Here is a 14,333-nt window from a genome sequence, read left to right on the forward strand (position 1 = left end):
GACGACGCATCAGTGCGGGGCAGGGCTCTCGCGCGTGCCTCACCCTTGCGTCGATCCTCGACAGGGACCTCGCGTCCTGGCTCCGCGGCAACAGCCGACTGGCTGACGCTCTCGCCGCAGAGCCGACGGCCTAGCGCAGGTCACCCGGCTCACGGCGTCGTCGCCATCAGGCGCAGGCGGCAGGCCAGCTCGAGCGCGAAGCGCGTGTCCGGGTCGTCGAGGTCGAGGGCGAGGGACTGCTCGATCCGGCGGATGCGGTAGTTCACCGCGTTCGGGTGCAGGAGGAGCACCTCGCCGGCGCGCGCGAGGGAGTTGCGGTTGCTGAGGTAGGCCAGCAGGGTGCGCACCGAGATGGCGGAGCGCTCGGCGCCGAGCGCGTCGAGCGGCGCGAGCACGTCGTCGAGCAGGGCGCGGCTGAGGGGAGAGGCGTAGAAGTCGAGCAGCACGCGGCGGAGGCCCGTCACGTCGGTCACCTCGATCGCGCCGAGGCGGCCCGCGGCGACGGCCGAGCCGGCGGTGATGCGCGCCTCCGTGGCCGACTGGCGGAGGCCGGAGGCACCGGACTGCGGGGTGCCGAGGCCGACGGTGAAGGTCCAGCCCTCACCCGCGAGGGCTGTGCCGTGCGCGACGAGGCGCTCGACCACGTCGCGGACCCGCCGCTGGTGGTCGGGGGCGCCCGACTCCTCCGAGGCGACGACCACGAGGTCGTCGTGGAAGACGGCGAGGTGCCAGGTCTCGTCGCGGCCGTCGGTGAGCTGGAAGGCGTTCAGCTCGAGGGCCGCGATGGGGGCGGCGGGCAGGCGCCGCTCGGGGTCGTCGCGGTGGCGCGGGGTGATCCAGGCGGCGGCGTGCGCGAAGGCGACGGGCAGTCCCGCGCGGGCGGCGTCGACGGCGAGCGCGTCGATCCGGGACGATTCGGCGAGCAGCAGCTCGACGACGAGGTCGGCGCGGGAGCGGGCGGGGCCGAAGCGCAGCTGCGACTCGCGCTGCAGGGCGCGCGAGAGCAGCGCGGCGACGACGGGCAGGGCGATCGCGACGGCGGTCTCGGCCTGGTCGGCGACGAGGCGGCCGACCGCGACCTCGCCGATGCAGACCGCGTCGGAGTCGGTCCAGGTGACGGCCGGGTCCTCGATCATCCGCAGGGTGACCCCGAGCGCGGCGCTCGCGGCGTCGAGCACGGCGGAGCGCGCGTCGAGCGGCTCCCCCTCGCCGGATCCGGGGCCGCACGCGGCGGCGGCCACGGCGATCGCGTGCTCCGCGCGACCCAGCGCCTCCGCCGCACCGCCGCGCAGCAGCCGGTCGATCGAGACAGCGAGCTCGGAGGGGGCCGCGTTCGCGGTGAGCACGGGCAGCGCACCGCGGTCGGCCAGCGAGCGCGATGTCGCGGCGAGCGTGATCTCGCCGACGAACAGCAGCGCGGCGACCTCGGCGGCGATCGCGCGGCGGATCACGATGTCGAGCTGGTAGGCCCGCGGCTGCTCGGCGCCGTGCAGGACGATCACCAGGTGACCGGGCGAGGCCCGGCCGACGTCGTCGAGCGCGAGCATCTCGACTCCGCTGAGCGCGACTCCGTCGACGGCGCCCGCGCGGCAGACCATGTCGAACTGCTCGCCGTGCTCGAGGACGTGGGCGAGCGATGTCTGTGCCATGAGAACAATCTGCCGCATTTCCTCATGCTGTCGGCACATTCCGTCCGACCATCGGCCTGATTAGCCTCGAACCATGAGCTTCACGCCCTCCGCCGGAACCACCGCCGTGCGCCTGATCACCCGCGACGACGTCGCTCCCCTGGCCGCCGGCTGCGCCGTCTTCGGAACCGGAGGCGGCGGATCCGTGCACGGCTCGCAGCTGTCGGTCGAGAACGCGATCGAGGCGAACGGGCCGGTGAGGATGATCGGGGTGGAGGATCTCGGACCCGAGGACGCGGTCATCATCCTGTCGGGGATGGGCGCCCCCTCCGTCGGCATCGAGATGCTCGGCTCGAGCAGCCAGGTGCACACGCTGCTCCGCGAGGTGGAGCGGCTCGTCGGCCGGCCCATCACCGCCGTCATGGCCGCCGAGATCGGCGGCAGCAACGGAGTCGCCCCGGTCGGCTGGGCGGCCGAGCTCGGCCTCGCGGTGCTCGATGCCGACGGCATGGGCCGCGCCTTCCCCAAGGCGACGATGATCTCGATGAACGTCGCGGGCCTGGCCAGCGAGTTCGCGGTGATGAGCGACGTGGTCGGCAATGTCACGGTGCTGCGGACGATCGACATCGCCTGGCTCGAGCGCCACGCGCGGGCCTTCACGGTCGCGGCCGGCGGCATCGCGCTCGGCGCCCACTACCTCCTCACCCACGAGACGGCGCCCGGCGCGGTGATCGAGGGCACGGTGAGCCGCGCGATCCAGGTCGGCCGCCGCCTCCTGGGCTCGATCGACCCGGTCGTCGACATCGCCGAGGAGCTCGGCGCCGCCGTGCTGATCGGCGGCAAGGTGATCGACATCGACCGCAGCACCGAGGGCGGCTTCACCCGCGGCTCCGTCACCATCGACGGCGTCGGCGCCGATCGGAGCCGCATGGTGCGGGTCGAGATCCAGAACGAGAACCTCGTCGTCATCGAGGACGGCGGCGTGGTGGTGAGCGTGCCCGACCTGGTGACGATCCTCGACTCCGAGACCGGGGAGGCGATCTCGACCGAGATGCTCCGCTTCGGGCAGCGGGTGAGCGTGCTCGCGTGGGCGTGCGATCCGCTCTGGCGGACACCGCGGGGCATCGAGCTGGCGGGGCCGGCGGCGTTCGACTTCGACTTCGAGTACGTGCCGTTCGACGGCGCCGCCACGGAGGTGGCCCGATGAGCGCCCGCGACCTCTCCGTCGGCATCGACGTCGGCGGCACCAACACCGACGCGGTCGTGCTCGACGCCGACGGCGCCGTGATCGCCTGGACCAAGCAGGCCACGACCGAGGACGTCACCGGAGGCATCCGCGCCGCCCTCTCGGTCGTGCTGGGCGAGCTGGGCGAGGGCCGCGAGCGCGTCTCGCGGGTCATGCTCGGCACCACGCACGCCACCAACGCGATCGTGCGGCGCCGCGACCTCGGCCGGGTGGCTGTGATCCGGCTCGGAGCGCCCGCCTCGACCGAGTTCCCCTCGCTCTCGGGCTGGCCCGCCGACCTCCGCGAGACCGTGCTCGCCGGGGCGCTGCTCGCCGGCGGCGGGCACCTGATCGACGGCTACCCGATCTCACCGCTCGACGTCGACGGCATCCGCCGGTTCCTCGACTCGCTCGAGGGCCGGTTCGACGCGGTCGCGGTCTGCGGCATCTTCAGCCCGTCGTTCCCGGAGCAGGAGCTCGAGGTCGCAGCGCTCGTCGCCGACCACGTCGGGGTCGACGTCCCCGTCTCGCTCAGCCACGAGATCGGCGCGCTGGGTCTGCTCGAGCGCGAGAACGCGACGGTGCTGAACGCGGCGCTGCACGGCATCGCCCGCGACGTGACGCAGGGCCTCCTGACCGTCGTCGAGGAGGAGCGGCTCGACGCGGCCACCTTCTTCGCCCAGAACGACGGCACGCTGATGGCCGTCGAGTACGCCGCGCGCTACCCCGTCCTCACGATCGGCTCGGGTCCCGCCAACTCGATCCGCGGCGCCGCGTTCCTCTCGGGCGCCGACGACGCGATCATCATCGACATCGGCGGCACGACGAGCGATCTCGGCGTGCTCGTCGACCGCTTCCCGCGCGAGTCGACGCTGCCGCGCGAGATCGGCGGCGTCCGCACCAACTTCCGGATGCCCGACATCCTCAGCGTCGGCATCGGCGGCGGGACCGTCGTCGACACCGCGCGAGGGGTGCCGACCGGCGACTCCGTCGGCTACCGCATCGCCCGCGAGGCGCTGCTGTTCGGCGGCTCGACTCCCACGCTGACGGATGCGGCCGCGATGCAGCTCCCCGGGATGATCGCGGGGCACAGCCTCCCGACCCTCGACCGCGCCGTGCGCTCGGGGCTCGGCAACGCGCTCGCCGTCGCCCAGGACCGCATCGAGTCGGCCGTCGAGCGGATGTCGCTCGGCCGCGTCGGCCTGCCGCTCGTGGTGGTCGGCGGCGGCGGGTTCCTCGTGCCCGACCGCGTGCACGGCGCGAGCGAGGTGCTGCGGCCCGGCCGCGGCAACGTCGCCAACGCGGTCGGCGCCGCGATCGCCCTCGCCGGCGGCCGCGCCGACCAGGTGTGCGACCACGTCGACCGCACCGCCGCGATCGAGTCGGCCGGTCGCGTCGCGATCGAGCGCGCGATCCAGGCCGGAGCCGACCCGCGCCTGGTCGAGATCGTCGACGTGCTCGAGACACCCCTCTCGTACTCGACGAACGCCACCCTCAAAGTCTCCGTGAAGGCCGCGGGCCCGCTGGCCCTGATCGGGAGTCCTGCACCATTCGCCCTGCACTCCCCGAAGGACGCATCATGACCGCATCTCTCCGCGCCCCGGCACTCGCCGCCGGCGCCCTCGTCTCGCTGCTGGCCCTCAGCGCCTGCTCCGCTCCCGCGGGCGACTCCGGAGGCGGCGACCCCGTCTCGGGCGGCACCTTCTCGCTCGCGATCAACGACGACCCGGGAAGCCTGAATCCCTTCACCGGCGTCTCGCTCGTGCAGCGCGCTCTGGTCACGTTCGGCTACGACTCTCTCGCCTACACGACGCCCGAGGGCGAGGTCGTGCCGTTCCTCGCCGAGAGCTGGGAGACCACTCCGACCTCGATCGCGTACACGCTGAAGGACGGCATCACCTGCGCCGACGGCAGCGACTTCACCGCCGAGACCGCGGCCGCGAACATCGCCTACCAGGCGAACCCCGCCAACGGCACGTTCTGGTTCGGCTCGAGCGTCACCGAGGACATGACCGCCACGGCCGAGGGCAACGTGCTCACGATCACCTCCGCGACCAACAACCCGTTCCTCCTCCAGGGCACCGGCAGCATCGAGATGGTCTGCCAGGCGGGCATCGACGACCCGACGACCCTGACCGACACGACGAACGGCACCTCGCTCTACGCGCTGACCGCGTCGAACCCCGGCTCGGACTACACCTACACGAAGCGCGACGGCTACACCTGGGGCCCCGACGACGTGACGAGCGACACCGAGGGCCTCCCCGACGCCCTCGAGGCGCGCGTGATCACCGACGAGGCGACCGCCGCGAACCTGCTGATCTCGGGCGAGCTGAACGCCGCCTCCGTCATCGGCGCCGACCGCCAGCGCCTCGACGCCGCCGGTCTCGACACCGAGGGCGTGCTCAACCCGATCGGCGAGATGCTCTTCAACGAGCGCGCCGACCGCCCCACCGCCGACGTCCGCGTCCGCCAGGCGCTCACGCTCTCGCTCGACCGCGACGCCGTGGGCGAGCTGGTCACCGACGGCAACGCGCTCGAGTCGGTGTCGCTGGTCAACCAGATCCCGCTGACCTGCGTGGCGGGAGGCCCGGAGTGGTCGCTGCCCGACACCGACGTGGAGGCGGCGGGCGAGCTGCTCGACGAGGCCGGCTACACCGTCGGCTCCGACGGACTGCGATCGAAGGACGGCGAACCGCTCACCATCCGCTTCCTCTACGACGCGGGAACCCCCTCGCACGGCGCCGCCGCCGAGGAGGTCCAGCAGGAGTGGAACGAGCTCGGCATCACGACCGACCTCGTCGCCGAGGACTCCGCCGGCTGGTCGACCGACCTGTACCAGAGCTACGACTGGGACACCGGCTTCATCCAGCTCGCCCCGTCGAGCCCGGTCGTGCTGAGCCTGTTCTTCCTCGGTGAGACGAGCGAGAACGGCGGCTACAACTTCATGGGCGTCTCGAACCCCGAGTACAACGCCCTCGCCACCGAGGCGCTCAGTGCCGGCACCGCGGAGGAGGCCTGCGGGATCTGGAAGCAGGCCGAGACCGAGCTGATCGAGCGGGTCGACGTCTTCCCGCTCGCCGAGACGGAGTCGCCCATGTACGTCAAGGGCGCCACCCTCGAGCGCCCGGGCACCGTCGCGCCGACCACCATCCGGATGGAGGGCTGACACCGTGACGATCCCCTCGACGCGACCGACGGCTCCGGCCGTCGCGGCGCCCCCGCGGACCGCGCCGATCGCCGCCGTGCGTCGGGGGGATCGTCTGCTCCTGCTCGTCGGATCCCCGCGCCTCGCCTTCCTCCTCAAGCGCCTCGCGCGGGCGGCGGTCTCGCTCGTGATCGTGCTGATCGCCTCCTTCTTCATGGTGCACTTCGTGCCAGGCGACCCGGTCCGCGCCGCCCTCGGGCCCACCGCCCCGGCCGCGACCGTCGACGTGCTGCGCACGACCCTCGGTCTCGACCGGCCGATCGGCGAGCAGTTCGCGAACTACCTCGGCGGCCTCCTCCGCGGCGACCTCGGCACCTCGATCAGCACCCAGCGGCCGGTCGGCACCACCCTCGCCGAGCGGCTGCCCGCGACGCTGATGCTCTCGGTCGTGTCGTTCGCGGTCGCGGCGCTCGGGGCCTTCCCGATCGGAGTCGCCACGGCCGTCTCGGCGCGCGCCGGCCGGCACCGCGCGCTCGACCTCGGCGTCTCGGGCCTGCTGGGCGTGATCATCGCGATCCCCAACTTCCTCCTCGCGGTGGTGCTGATCTGGCTGTTCAGCATCGTCGTGCCGCTCGCGCCCTCCGCGGGCTGGGGCGGGCCCGAGTACGCGGTGCTGCCGGTGCTCGCGCTCGCGATCGGACCGCTCGCCTACCTCGCGCGCATCGTGCACGTCGAGATGGTGCGGGTGCTGGAGGCGCCCTACCTCACCACCGCGCGCAGCAAGCGGCTGCCGGCGCACCTCCTCTACCTGCGGCACGCGCTGCCCAACATCGTCACCGCGACCCTCACCGCGGGCGGTGTCGTGCTGACCGGCCTCGTCGCCGGCACGGTCCTCATCGAGACCGTCTTCGTGATCCCGGGCATCGGATCGACGATCGTCTCGTCGATCACCACCAAGGACTACCCGCTGATCCAGGGCATCGTCCTCGCCTACGCCGTCCTGGTGCTCGCGGCCAACCTCGTGATCGACCTGCTGCTCGCGGCGCTCGATCCCCGCTCGGCGATCGCGGAGGCATGACCATGAGAAACCGACTCCGCTCCCCCCAGGGCCTCGCCGCCGCCGTCGGCCTGCTGCTCGTCGTGCTCGCGACCGTGCTCGGCCCGATCCTCTTCGGCGACCTGGCCACCGAGCGCTCCATCCCCGACCGGCAGCAGGGCGTCAGCCTCGCGCATCCGTTCGGCACCGACGACCTCGGCCGCGATCTGTTCGCCCGCGTCGTCGTCGCCACCCGCGTCTCGGTGCTGCTCACCCTCGGCGCGACCGGCATCTCGGTCGTCGGCGGCGTGCTGCTCGGCGTCGTCGCGGTGCTGCTGCCCCGGGTGCTCCAGCGCCTCGTCGCGGGGCTCATCGACATCCTGCTGTCGTTCCCGTGGCTGCTGCTGGCGCTGTTCTTCTCGGTGATCTGGGGCACGACCGCGGTCGGCGCCATGCTCGCCGTGGGCTTCGCCGGGATCCCGGTGTTCGCCCGCCTCACCAGCACTCTGGCGGCCTCGGTCGCGTCGAGCGACTACGTGCGGGCCGCGGGGATGCTCGGGAGCGGATCGCTGCGCACCACCGTCCGCCATGTGGTGCCGAACATCCTGCCGCCGCTGCTCGTGAACACCGCCGCGCACGCCTCCGTCACCCTGCTCTCGTTCGCCGCCCTGTCGTTCCTCGGGCTCGGCGTGCAGGCCCCCGAGTTCGACTGGGGCCGGCTGCTCAACGAGGGCGCCAAGCGGATCTACGTCGACCCGATGGCGGCGATCGGCCCCGGCATCGCGATCGTGCTCGTCGGAGTCGTGTTCGCGCTGCTCGGCGAGGTGTTCAGCGAGTCGACCTCGCGCACGAAGCGGCTCAAGGCCGTGCGGCGCCGGCGCTCGGACGAGGTCGTCGCGCCCGTCACCGACGCGACTCCCGTCGTCGAGATGTCGGACCTCCGCGTGGCCTTCCCCGGTCGCGACGGCGCGATGATCGAGCGAGTCCACGGGGTCGACCTCACGATCCTGCCGGGCGAGACCGTCGGCATCGTCGGCGAGAGCGGCTCGGGCAAGTCGGTGACGGCGAGCGCCGTCGCGGGTCTCCTCGGGCCGGAGGCGCGGGTCACCAGCTCGCAGCTGACGTTCCGCGGGATCGACATGACCGCCGTGCCGAACGCGGCCGAGCGCCGCCGGCTCGGGCTCGAGCAGGCGATGATCTTCCAGGATCCGCTGACCTCGCTGAACCCGGCCCTCACCATCGGCCGGCAGCTGCGGGAGGCGAGCGAGGTGCACGCCCGCACCAGCCGAGCGGAGTCGCTCCGCCGCGCTGTCGACAAGCTGAACCTCGTGCGCATCCCCGACGCCGAGCGGCGGGTGGGGCAGCTCCCCCACGAGTTCTCGGGCGGGATGCGCCAGCGCGCGATGATCGCGATGGGCCTGATGGGCGCCCCGCGCCTCCTGATCGCCGACGAGCCGACCACCGCGCTCGACGTGACCGTGCAGCGGCAGGTGATGCAGGCGCTCCGCGAGGCCCAGGAGGCGACGGGCGCCGCGATCCTGTTCATCTCGCACGACATCGCGCTGGTCAGCGGCTTCTGCGACCGGATCGTCGTGATGCGCGACGGCCGCGTGGTCGAGGAGATCGCCGCCTCCCGCCTCGACGAGGCGCAGCACCCCTACACGCGCGGGCTCATCGCCTGCGTGCCCGACATGACCACCGATCGCGGGGCGGCCCTGCCCGTCATCGCGGAGCTGCAGGAGGTGCAGGCGTGAGCGAGCTGCGATTCGAGGCCGTGACCGTGCGCTTCGGCCACGGGCGATCGGCGATGACCGCCGTCGACTCCGTCGATCTGACGGTGCGCCCTGGCACGACCCACGGGCTCGTCGGCGAGTCGGGCTCGGGCAAGTCGACCGTCGCGCGGGTGGCGGTGGGGCTGTCGCCGATCCACTCGGGGCGGATACTCCTGGACGGGGTCGACATCACGAGTCGGGCGCCCGATGCCCGGGCCGCGCGCCGGCGGGTGCAGATGGTGTTCCAGGATCCGCTCTCGGCGCTCGATCCGCGGATGAGTGTGGGTTCCTCGATCGCCGAGGGGCTGCTCGCGACCGGCCGGCGGCACTCGAGTGCGGAGCGGGCCTCGCGGGTGCGCGAGCTGCTCGAGCTGGTGCACATCGACCCCGCCCGCACCGACGACCGGCCGACCGCGTTCTCGGGCGGTCAGCGCCAGCGGATCACGATCGCCCGCGCCCTGGCCGCGGAGCCGGAGGTGCTGATCGCCGACGAGATCACCTCGGCCCTCGACGTCTCGGTGCAGGGCGTCGTGCTGAACCTGCTGCGCGAGCTGCAGGAGCGCCTCGAGCTGACGATGCTCTTCATCTCGCACAATCTCGCCGTCGTCCGCTACGTCAGCGACGAGGTCACCGTGATGCGCGGCGGCCGGGTCGTCGAGCACGGGTCGACGGACGCGGTGCTCACCGATCCCGGCGACCCCTACACCCGTGAACTGCTGCGCGCCGTGCCCGTGATGGGCCGGCCGCTCGATCTGGAGGACGCATGACGCTCCTGCGCCGCGCCCGGCTCTCCGGCGCCACCGAACCACTCGACCTGCTGCTGGAGGGCGGGAGGATCGCCGCGATCGGCGCCTCCGGGACGCTGACCGGCGCCGACCCGCTGGACCTCGACGGGCGGTTCGTGCTGCCCGGATTCTGGGACGCCCACGTGCACTTCACCCAGTGGGTGATCAAGCGGCAGCGGGTCGACCTGGCACCGGCCGACAGCGCCGCGGCCGCCGTCGCGATCATGCGCGAGGCGCTGGCCGTCCGGACCGACGAGGTGCTCGTCGGCTACGGGTTCCGCGACGGACTCTGGCCCGACGCTCCGACCCTCGCGGCTCTCGACGCGATCGCTCCCGACCGCCCCGTCGTCCTCATCAGCGGCGATCTGCACTGCGGCTGGCTGAACACCGCCGCGGGCCGCCGGCTGGGCGTGCCGGTGCCCGAGGACGGGATGCTCCGCGAGACGGAGTGGATCGAGATGCTCGACCGGCTCGACGCCGTCGGCCGACCGCCGGTGAGCGCCTACCGCGAGGCCGCCGATGCCGCCGCCGCACGCGGAGTCGTCGGGATCGTCGAGTTCGAGAACACCGACAACCTCGTCGACTGGCCCGCGCGCGTCTCGGCCGGAGTCACGGCGCTGCGGGTCGAGGCCGCGGTCTGGCCCGATCGGCTCGACGCGGCGATCGCCGAGGGCCTGCGGACGGGCGACGCGCTCGACTCCGCCGGGCTCGTGCGGATGGGCCGGCTCAAGATCGTCGTCGACGGCTCGCTGAACACGCGGACCGCCTACTGCTGGGACCCGTACCCCGGAGTCGCGGCCGAGAATCCGCACCCCTGCGGCGTGCTGAGCGTCGCGCCCGAGGACGTGGAGGAGCTGCTGGTGCGCGCCCGCGACGCCGGGATCTCGCCCGCCGTGCACGCCATCGGCGACCGGGCGAACACCGCCGTGCTCGACGTCTTCGAGCGCCTGGGGATCGCCGGCACGATCGAGCACGCGCAGCTCGTGGCGCGCGAGGACTTCGAGCGCTTCGGCCGCCTCGGGCTCGTCGCGAGCGTGCAGCCCGAGCATGCGATGGACGACCGCGACGTCGCCGACCGCTACTGGCCGGGCCGCACCGACCGCTCCTTCGCCTTCGGCTCGCTGCACGCGGCCGGGGCGACGCTCGCGCTCGGCTCCGACGCACCGGTCGCTCCGCTCGACCCCTGGATCTCGATGTCGGCCGCCGTCAGCCGGCGCCGCGACGGCCGCGAGGCCTGGCACCCCGCCGAGCGGCTGCCGTTCGACGTCGCCCTCGCGGCGAGCACCCGCGGAGTCACGGTGGGCGTCGGAGCCGCAGCGGATCTCGTCGTCCTCGACGCGGATCCGTCGACCTCCTCGTCGGAGGAGCTGCGCGGCACCCCGGTCGCCGCGACGCTCCTCGGCGGCCGCCTCACCCACTCGACCCTCTGAAGGACCGTCCGTTGCCCCTCATCACCACGCCCGCGGGCGTCGACGTCTTCTACGAGACCACCGGCGACCCCTCCGGACGCCCGCTCGTCCTCCTGCACGGAGGCGGCGCGCAGCTCATCGGCTGGGACGAGCGCTTCTGCGAGCTGCTCGTCGCGCACGGCTTCTTCGTCGTCCGCACCGACAACCGCGACGTCGGCCTGAGCCAGGCCACCGGCGGCCCGGCCGACACCGCGGCCGACTACGACCTCGCCGACATGGCGCTCGACGTGGTCGCGGTGCTCGATCACCTCGGCATCGAGCGGGCGCACCTCGCGGGCATGTCGATGGGCGGCTACCTCGCCCAGCTCGTCGCCATCGGGCACCCCTCGCGAGTCGCCTCGCTCGGGCTGATGTCGACGTCGCTGTCGTCGGCCCCCGAGTTCCTGGTCGGCGAGCACACGGGCGAACCGGTGACGGAGGTGCCTCCCGCGCTCGACCGCGACGCCTACGTCGAGATGTTCGTCGGCGGGCAGCGGCACTACCAGTCGCCCGGCTTCCCCTTCGACGCCGCGGCGAGCGCCGAGCTCGGCGGCCGCTACTACGACCGCGCCTACACGCCGACGGGGCTCGTGCGCCAGTGGAACGCGCTGCTCCGCGGACCGCTCGAGCGGCGCGAAGACATGGCGCGGGTCACCGTGCCGACGGTCGTGATCCACGGACGCGGCGACCAGAGCCTGCACTGGAGCGCCGCGCTCGAGACGGCGCGGGTGATGCCGCACGCCGAGCTCCACCTCTACGAGGAGATGGGGCACGACATCCCCGTGGAGCTGTGGCCGGAGTTCGCGATGGCGCTGGAGCGCACGGCGAGGAAGGCTGACGCCCATGCGTGAGAACCCGGACTACGCCATGACCGATCCCGCCGAGGTGCGCGCGCTCATCCGCGAGCACCCCTGGGCGACGATGGTGAGCGCGACCGAGGCGGGGGTCGTCGTCTCGCACTACCCGTTCCTGCTCGAGGAGGCTCCTCCGGGCTCGGGCACCGACGAGCTCGTCCTCGTCAGCCACGTCGGCCGCCCCGACGAGCGCGCGCACCGCCTCGGCGAGTCCGAGATCGCGATCGTCTTCCAGGGCCCGCACGGCTACGTCTCGCCGAGCTGGTACGGAGTCGCGCAGGCCGTCCCGACCTGGAACTTCGCCGCCGTGCACGCCTACGGGGTGCCCGAGATCCTGTCGGACGCCGAGAACCTCGCCGTGCTCGAGCGGCTGGTCGACCACTTCGAGGACGCCATGCCCGACCCGTTCCGCCTCCGCATCACGCCCGAGAACGCGGCCTACGCCGAGCGGATAGTGCACGGCACCGTCGGCTTCCGCCTCCGCGTCAAGCGCCTGGAGGCCAAGGAGAAGATGAGCCAGGACAAGCCCGACGAGGTGGTCGAGCGGATCACCACCGCGCTCGAGGCCCCCGGCCCCTACCGCCACCCGGCGCTGGCCGAGCGGATCCGGCGGGCCCGCCCGTGACCTTCTCGGGCGCCGGCGCCGAGCTGCTCGACGACCTCGTCCGCCTGCGTCGCCGCCTGCACGCCGACCCCGAGCTCGGACTCCATCTGCCGCGCACGCAGGCGGCAGTGCTCGAGGCGCTCGCGCCGCTCGGGCTCGAGATCACGACCGGGCGGGGGCTCTCGTCGATCACCGCGGTGCTGCGCGGGCGGCCGGGACCGGTGGTGCTCCTCCGCGCCGACATGGACGCGCTGCCCGTCACCGAGGCGACCGGGCTGCCCTTCGCGTCGACGAACGGGGCGATGCACGCCTGCGGCCACGACCTGCACCTGGCGGGCCTCGTCGGAGCGGCGCGCCTGCTCGCCGCCCGCCGCGACGAGCTGCCGGGCACGGTCGTCTTCATGCTGCAGCCCGGCGAGGAGGGCTTCGCGGGCGGGCGGCTCATGCTCGAGGAGGGGGTCCTCGAGGCCGCGGGCGAGCCCCCGGTCGCCTCCTTCGCGATGCACGTCGACTGCTCCACCGACCGCGGGCTGTTCGTCTCGCGCTCCGGCCCGATGATGGCCAGCGCCAGCGGCCTGCGGATCACCGTGACCGGTACGGGCGGGCACGCGGCGTTCCCGCACCTCGCCGTCGATCCGATCCCCGCCGCCGCCGCGGTCGTGCTCGCCCTGCAGACCTTCGTGGCGCGCCGGGTTCCCGCGACCGACCCCGCCGTCGTCTCCGTCGTCAGCATCGTCAGCGACTCGACCGCGCCCAACGTGCTGGCGACCCGGGTCGAGCTGCTGGTCAACATCCGCACCCTCTCGCGAGAGACGTTCGCGCTGGTCCGCTCGGCGCTCGGCGAGCTGGTGGCCTCGATCGGGGAGGCGCACGGCTGCGCGGTCGACACCGACTTCATCGACTCCTACCCCGTGACGCACAACGACCCCGCCGAGACGGAGGAGGTGCTGCGTGCGCTCGAGGCGCGTCACGGCGCGGACCGGGTGCGCCGCCTCCCCGCGCCGTCGATGGCCTCGGAGGACTTCGCCTACGTGCTCGAGGAGGTGCCGGGCACACTGCTCTTCCTCGGCACACGGCCCGCCGGCGTCCACGCCACCGGAGCGCCCTCGATGCACTCCGAGACCGCGGTCTTCGACGACTCGCTGCTCGACCTGCACGCCGAGACCCTCGCCGACCTGGCGTGGGACCGGCTGGTGCGCGGATGAGGCGGCTCACGGCCGCCGACGTCCGCGCCTCACTGGGCGATCCCGAGCCGCCGACGAGCGCCAAGATCCTCGACCGGCTCGACCGCAGCAGCCGCGTGTTCCTCGCGCACTCGCCGTTCTTGTGCCTCGCGACCAGCGACTCCGCCGGGAACTGCGACTGCTCGCCGCGCGGCGACCACCCCGGCTTCGTCCGCGCGCTCGACGACCGGACCCTCGCGATCCCCGACCGCCTCGGCAACCGGCTCGCCGACTCCTTCTCGAACATCCTCGACAACGGCCACGTCGGCCTCGTCTGCTTCGTGCCGGGGATGAGCGAGACGCTGCGGATCAACGGCACCGCGTACGTCACGGACGACCTCCCGCTCCGGCGCATGCTCGAGCAGGACCACGTGGTGCCGGAGCTCGCGACCGTCGTCGAGATCGACCAGGTGTACCTGCACTGCGGGCGGGCGCTGCTCCGCTCGCGACTGTGGGACCCGGAGATGCAGGACCTCGCCGACGAAGTGCCGAGCGCCGGGACGATGTGGGCGGAGGCATCGGGGTACGGCGCCGAGGTCGCACGCGAGATCGACGCGGCGTCGGTCGACGGCTACCGGACGCTGTACTGATCGTGCCCGATCGTCTGAGG

At 73.1% G+C, this 14,333-nt stretch carries 12 protein-coding genes; 11 read left to right on the forward strand and 1 reads right to left on the reverse strand.

All coding sequences use genetic code 11. The features are described 5' to 3' along the window. Positions 1-149: 149 nt before the first annotated feature. Positions 150-1,649, reverse strand: a complete 1,500-nt coding sequence (locus GRS92_RS06880; protein WP_204162049.1) for a PucR family transcriptional regulator — start codon at positions 1,647-1,649, stop codon at positions 150-152. Positions 1,650-1,722: 73 nt separating this feature from the next. Between GRS92_RS06880 and GRS92_RS06885 the strand changes: the two genes are divergently transcribed. The 11 genes from GRS92_RS06885 to GRS92_RS06935 are packed head-to-tail and all read left to right on the forward strand — an operon-like array spanning position 1,723 to position 14,313. Beyond that, positions 1,723-2,835: a DUF917 domain-containing protein gene (locus GRS92_RS06885; protein ID WP_204162361.1), complete on the forward strand. Its 1,113-nt coding sequence runs from the start codon at positions 1,723-1,725 to the stop codon at positions 2,833-2,835. After that, on the forward strand, positions 2,832-4,436 hold the full coding sequence (locus GRS92_RS06890; RefSeq protein ID WP_159854569.1) for a hydantoinase/oxoprolinase N-terminal domain-containing protein: 1,605 nt from the start codon (positions 2,832-2,834) through the stop codon (positions 4,434-4,436). Before GRS92_RS06885 ends, GRS92_RS06890 begins: the two co-directional genes overlap by 4 nt. Continuing rightward, positions 4,433-6,022 carry an ABC transporter substrate-binding protein gene (locus GRS92_RS06895; RefSeq protein WP_159854571.1) on the forward strand — a complete coding sequence of 530 codons (1,590 nt, stop codon included), beginning with the start codon at positions 4,433-4,435 and terminating at the stop codon, positions 6,020-6,022. Before GRS92_RS06890 ends, GRS92_RS06895 begins: the two co-directional genes overlap by 4 nt. A 4-nt stretch (positions 6,023-6,026) precedes the next feature. Then, positions 6,027-7,079, forward strand: coding sequence for an ABC transporter permease (locus tag GRS92_RS06900; RefSeq protein ID WP_204162047.1), 1,053 nt, complete (start codon positions 6,027-6,029; stop codon positions 7,077-7,079). 2 nt (positions 7,080-7,081) lie between these two features. Continuing rightward, a complete protein-coding gene (locus tag GRS92_RS06905; protein ID WP_159854573.1) occupies positions 7,082-8,791 on the forward strand; it encodes a dipeptide/oligopeptide/nickel ABC transporter permease/ATP-binding protein in 1,710 nt (569 codons plus the stop codon). After that, a complete protein-coding gene (locus tag GRS92_RS06910; RefSeq protein ID WP_159854575.1) occupies positions 8,788-9,576 on the forward strand; it encodes an ABC transporter ATP-binding protein in 789 nt (262 codons plus the stop codon). Before GRS92_RS06905 ends, GRS92_RS06910 begins: the two co-directional genes overlap by 4 nt. Further along, entirely contained in the window at positions 9,573-11,024 is a 1,452-nt protein-coding gene (locus tag GRS92_RS06915) for an amidohydrolase (RefSeq protein ID WP_159854577.1), read from the forward strand. The genes GRS92_RS06910 and GRS92_RS06915 overlap by 4 nt, the downstream gene beginning before the upstream one ends. Positions 11,025-11,035: 11 nt before the next feature. Continuing rightward, entirely contained in the window at positions 11,036-11,893 is an 858-nt protein-coding gene (locus tag GRS92_RS06920) for an alpha/beta fold hydrolase (RefSeq protein WP_159854579.1), read from the forward strand. Next, complete coding sequence (locus tag GRS92_RS06925; protein WP_159854581.1) at positions 11,886-12,521, forward strand: FMN-binding negative transcriptional regulator; 636 nt, start codon at positions 11,886-11,888, stop codon at positions 12,519-12,521. The genes GRS92_RS06920 and GRS92_RS06925 overlap by 8 nt, the downstream gene beginning before the upstream one ends. Beyond that, positions 12,518-13,705, forward strand: a complete 1,188-nt coding sequence (locus GRS92_RS06930) for a M20 metallopeptidase family protein (protein ID WP_159854583.1) — start codon at positions 12,518-12,520, stop codon at positions 13,703-13,705. The genes GRS92_RS06925 and GRS92_RS06930 overlap by 4 nt, the downstream gene beginning before the upstream one ends. Next, positions 13,702-14,313, forward strand: a complete 612-nt coding sequence (locus GRS92_RS06935; protein ID WP_159854585.1) for an MSMEG_1061 family FMN-dependent PPOX-type flavoprotein — start codon at positions 13,702-13,704, stop codon at positions 14,311-14,313. Before GRS92_RS06930 ends, GRS92_RS06935 begins: the two co-directional genes overlap by 4 nt. The last annotated feature ends 20 nt before the right edge of the window (positions 14,314-14,333 follow it).

Source organism: Rathayibacter sp. VKM Ac-2754 (assembly GCF_009807095.1).
Classification (GTDB): domain Bacteria; phylum Actinomycetota; class Actinomycetes; order Actinomycetales; family Microbacteriaceae; genus Rathayibacter.

Excerpts from the sequence above, each read along its gene's own strand:
- GRS92_RS06880 (WP_204162049.1), bottom strand. The coding sequence starts at position 1,649 with ATGGCACAGACATCGCTCGCCCACGTCCTCGAGCACGGCGAGCAGTTC.
- GRS92_RS06885 (WP_204162361.1), top strand. The coding sequence starts at position 1,723 with ATGAGCTTCACGCCCTCCGCCGGAACCACCGCCGTGCGCCTGATCACC.
- GRS92_RS06890 (WP_159854569.1), top strand. The coding sequence starts at position 2,832 with ATGAGCGCCCGCGACCTCTCCGTCGGCATCGACGTCGGCGGCACCAAC.
- GRS92_RS06895 (WP_159854571.1), top strand. The coding sequence starts at position 4,433 with ATGACCGCATCTCTCCGCGCCCCGGCACTCGCCGCCGGCGCCCTCGTC.
- GRS92_RS06905 (WP_159854573.1), top strand. The coding sequence starts at position 7,082 with ATGAGAAACCGACTCCGCTCCCCCCAGGGCCTCGCCGCCGCCGTCGGC.
- GRS92_RS06915 (WP_159854577.1), top strand. The coding sequence starts at position 9,573 with ATGACGCTCCTGCGCCGCGCCCGGCTCTCCGGCGCCACCGAACCACTC.
- GRS92_RS06925 (WP_159854581.1), top strand. The coding sequence starts at position 11,886 with ATGCGTGAGAACCCGGACTACGCCATGACCGATCCCGCCGAGGTGCGC.
- GRS92_RS06935 (WP_159854585.1), top strand. The coding sequence starts at position 13,702 with ATGAGGCGGCTCACGGCCGCCGACGTCCGCGCCTCACTGGGCGATCCC.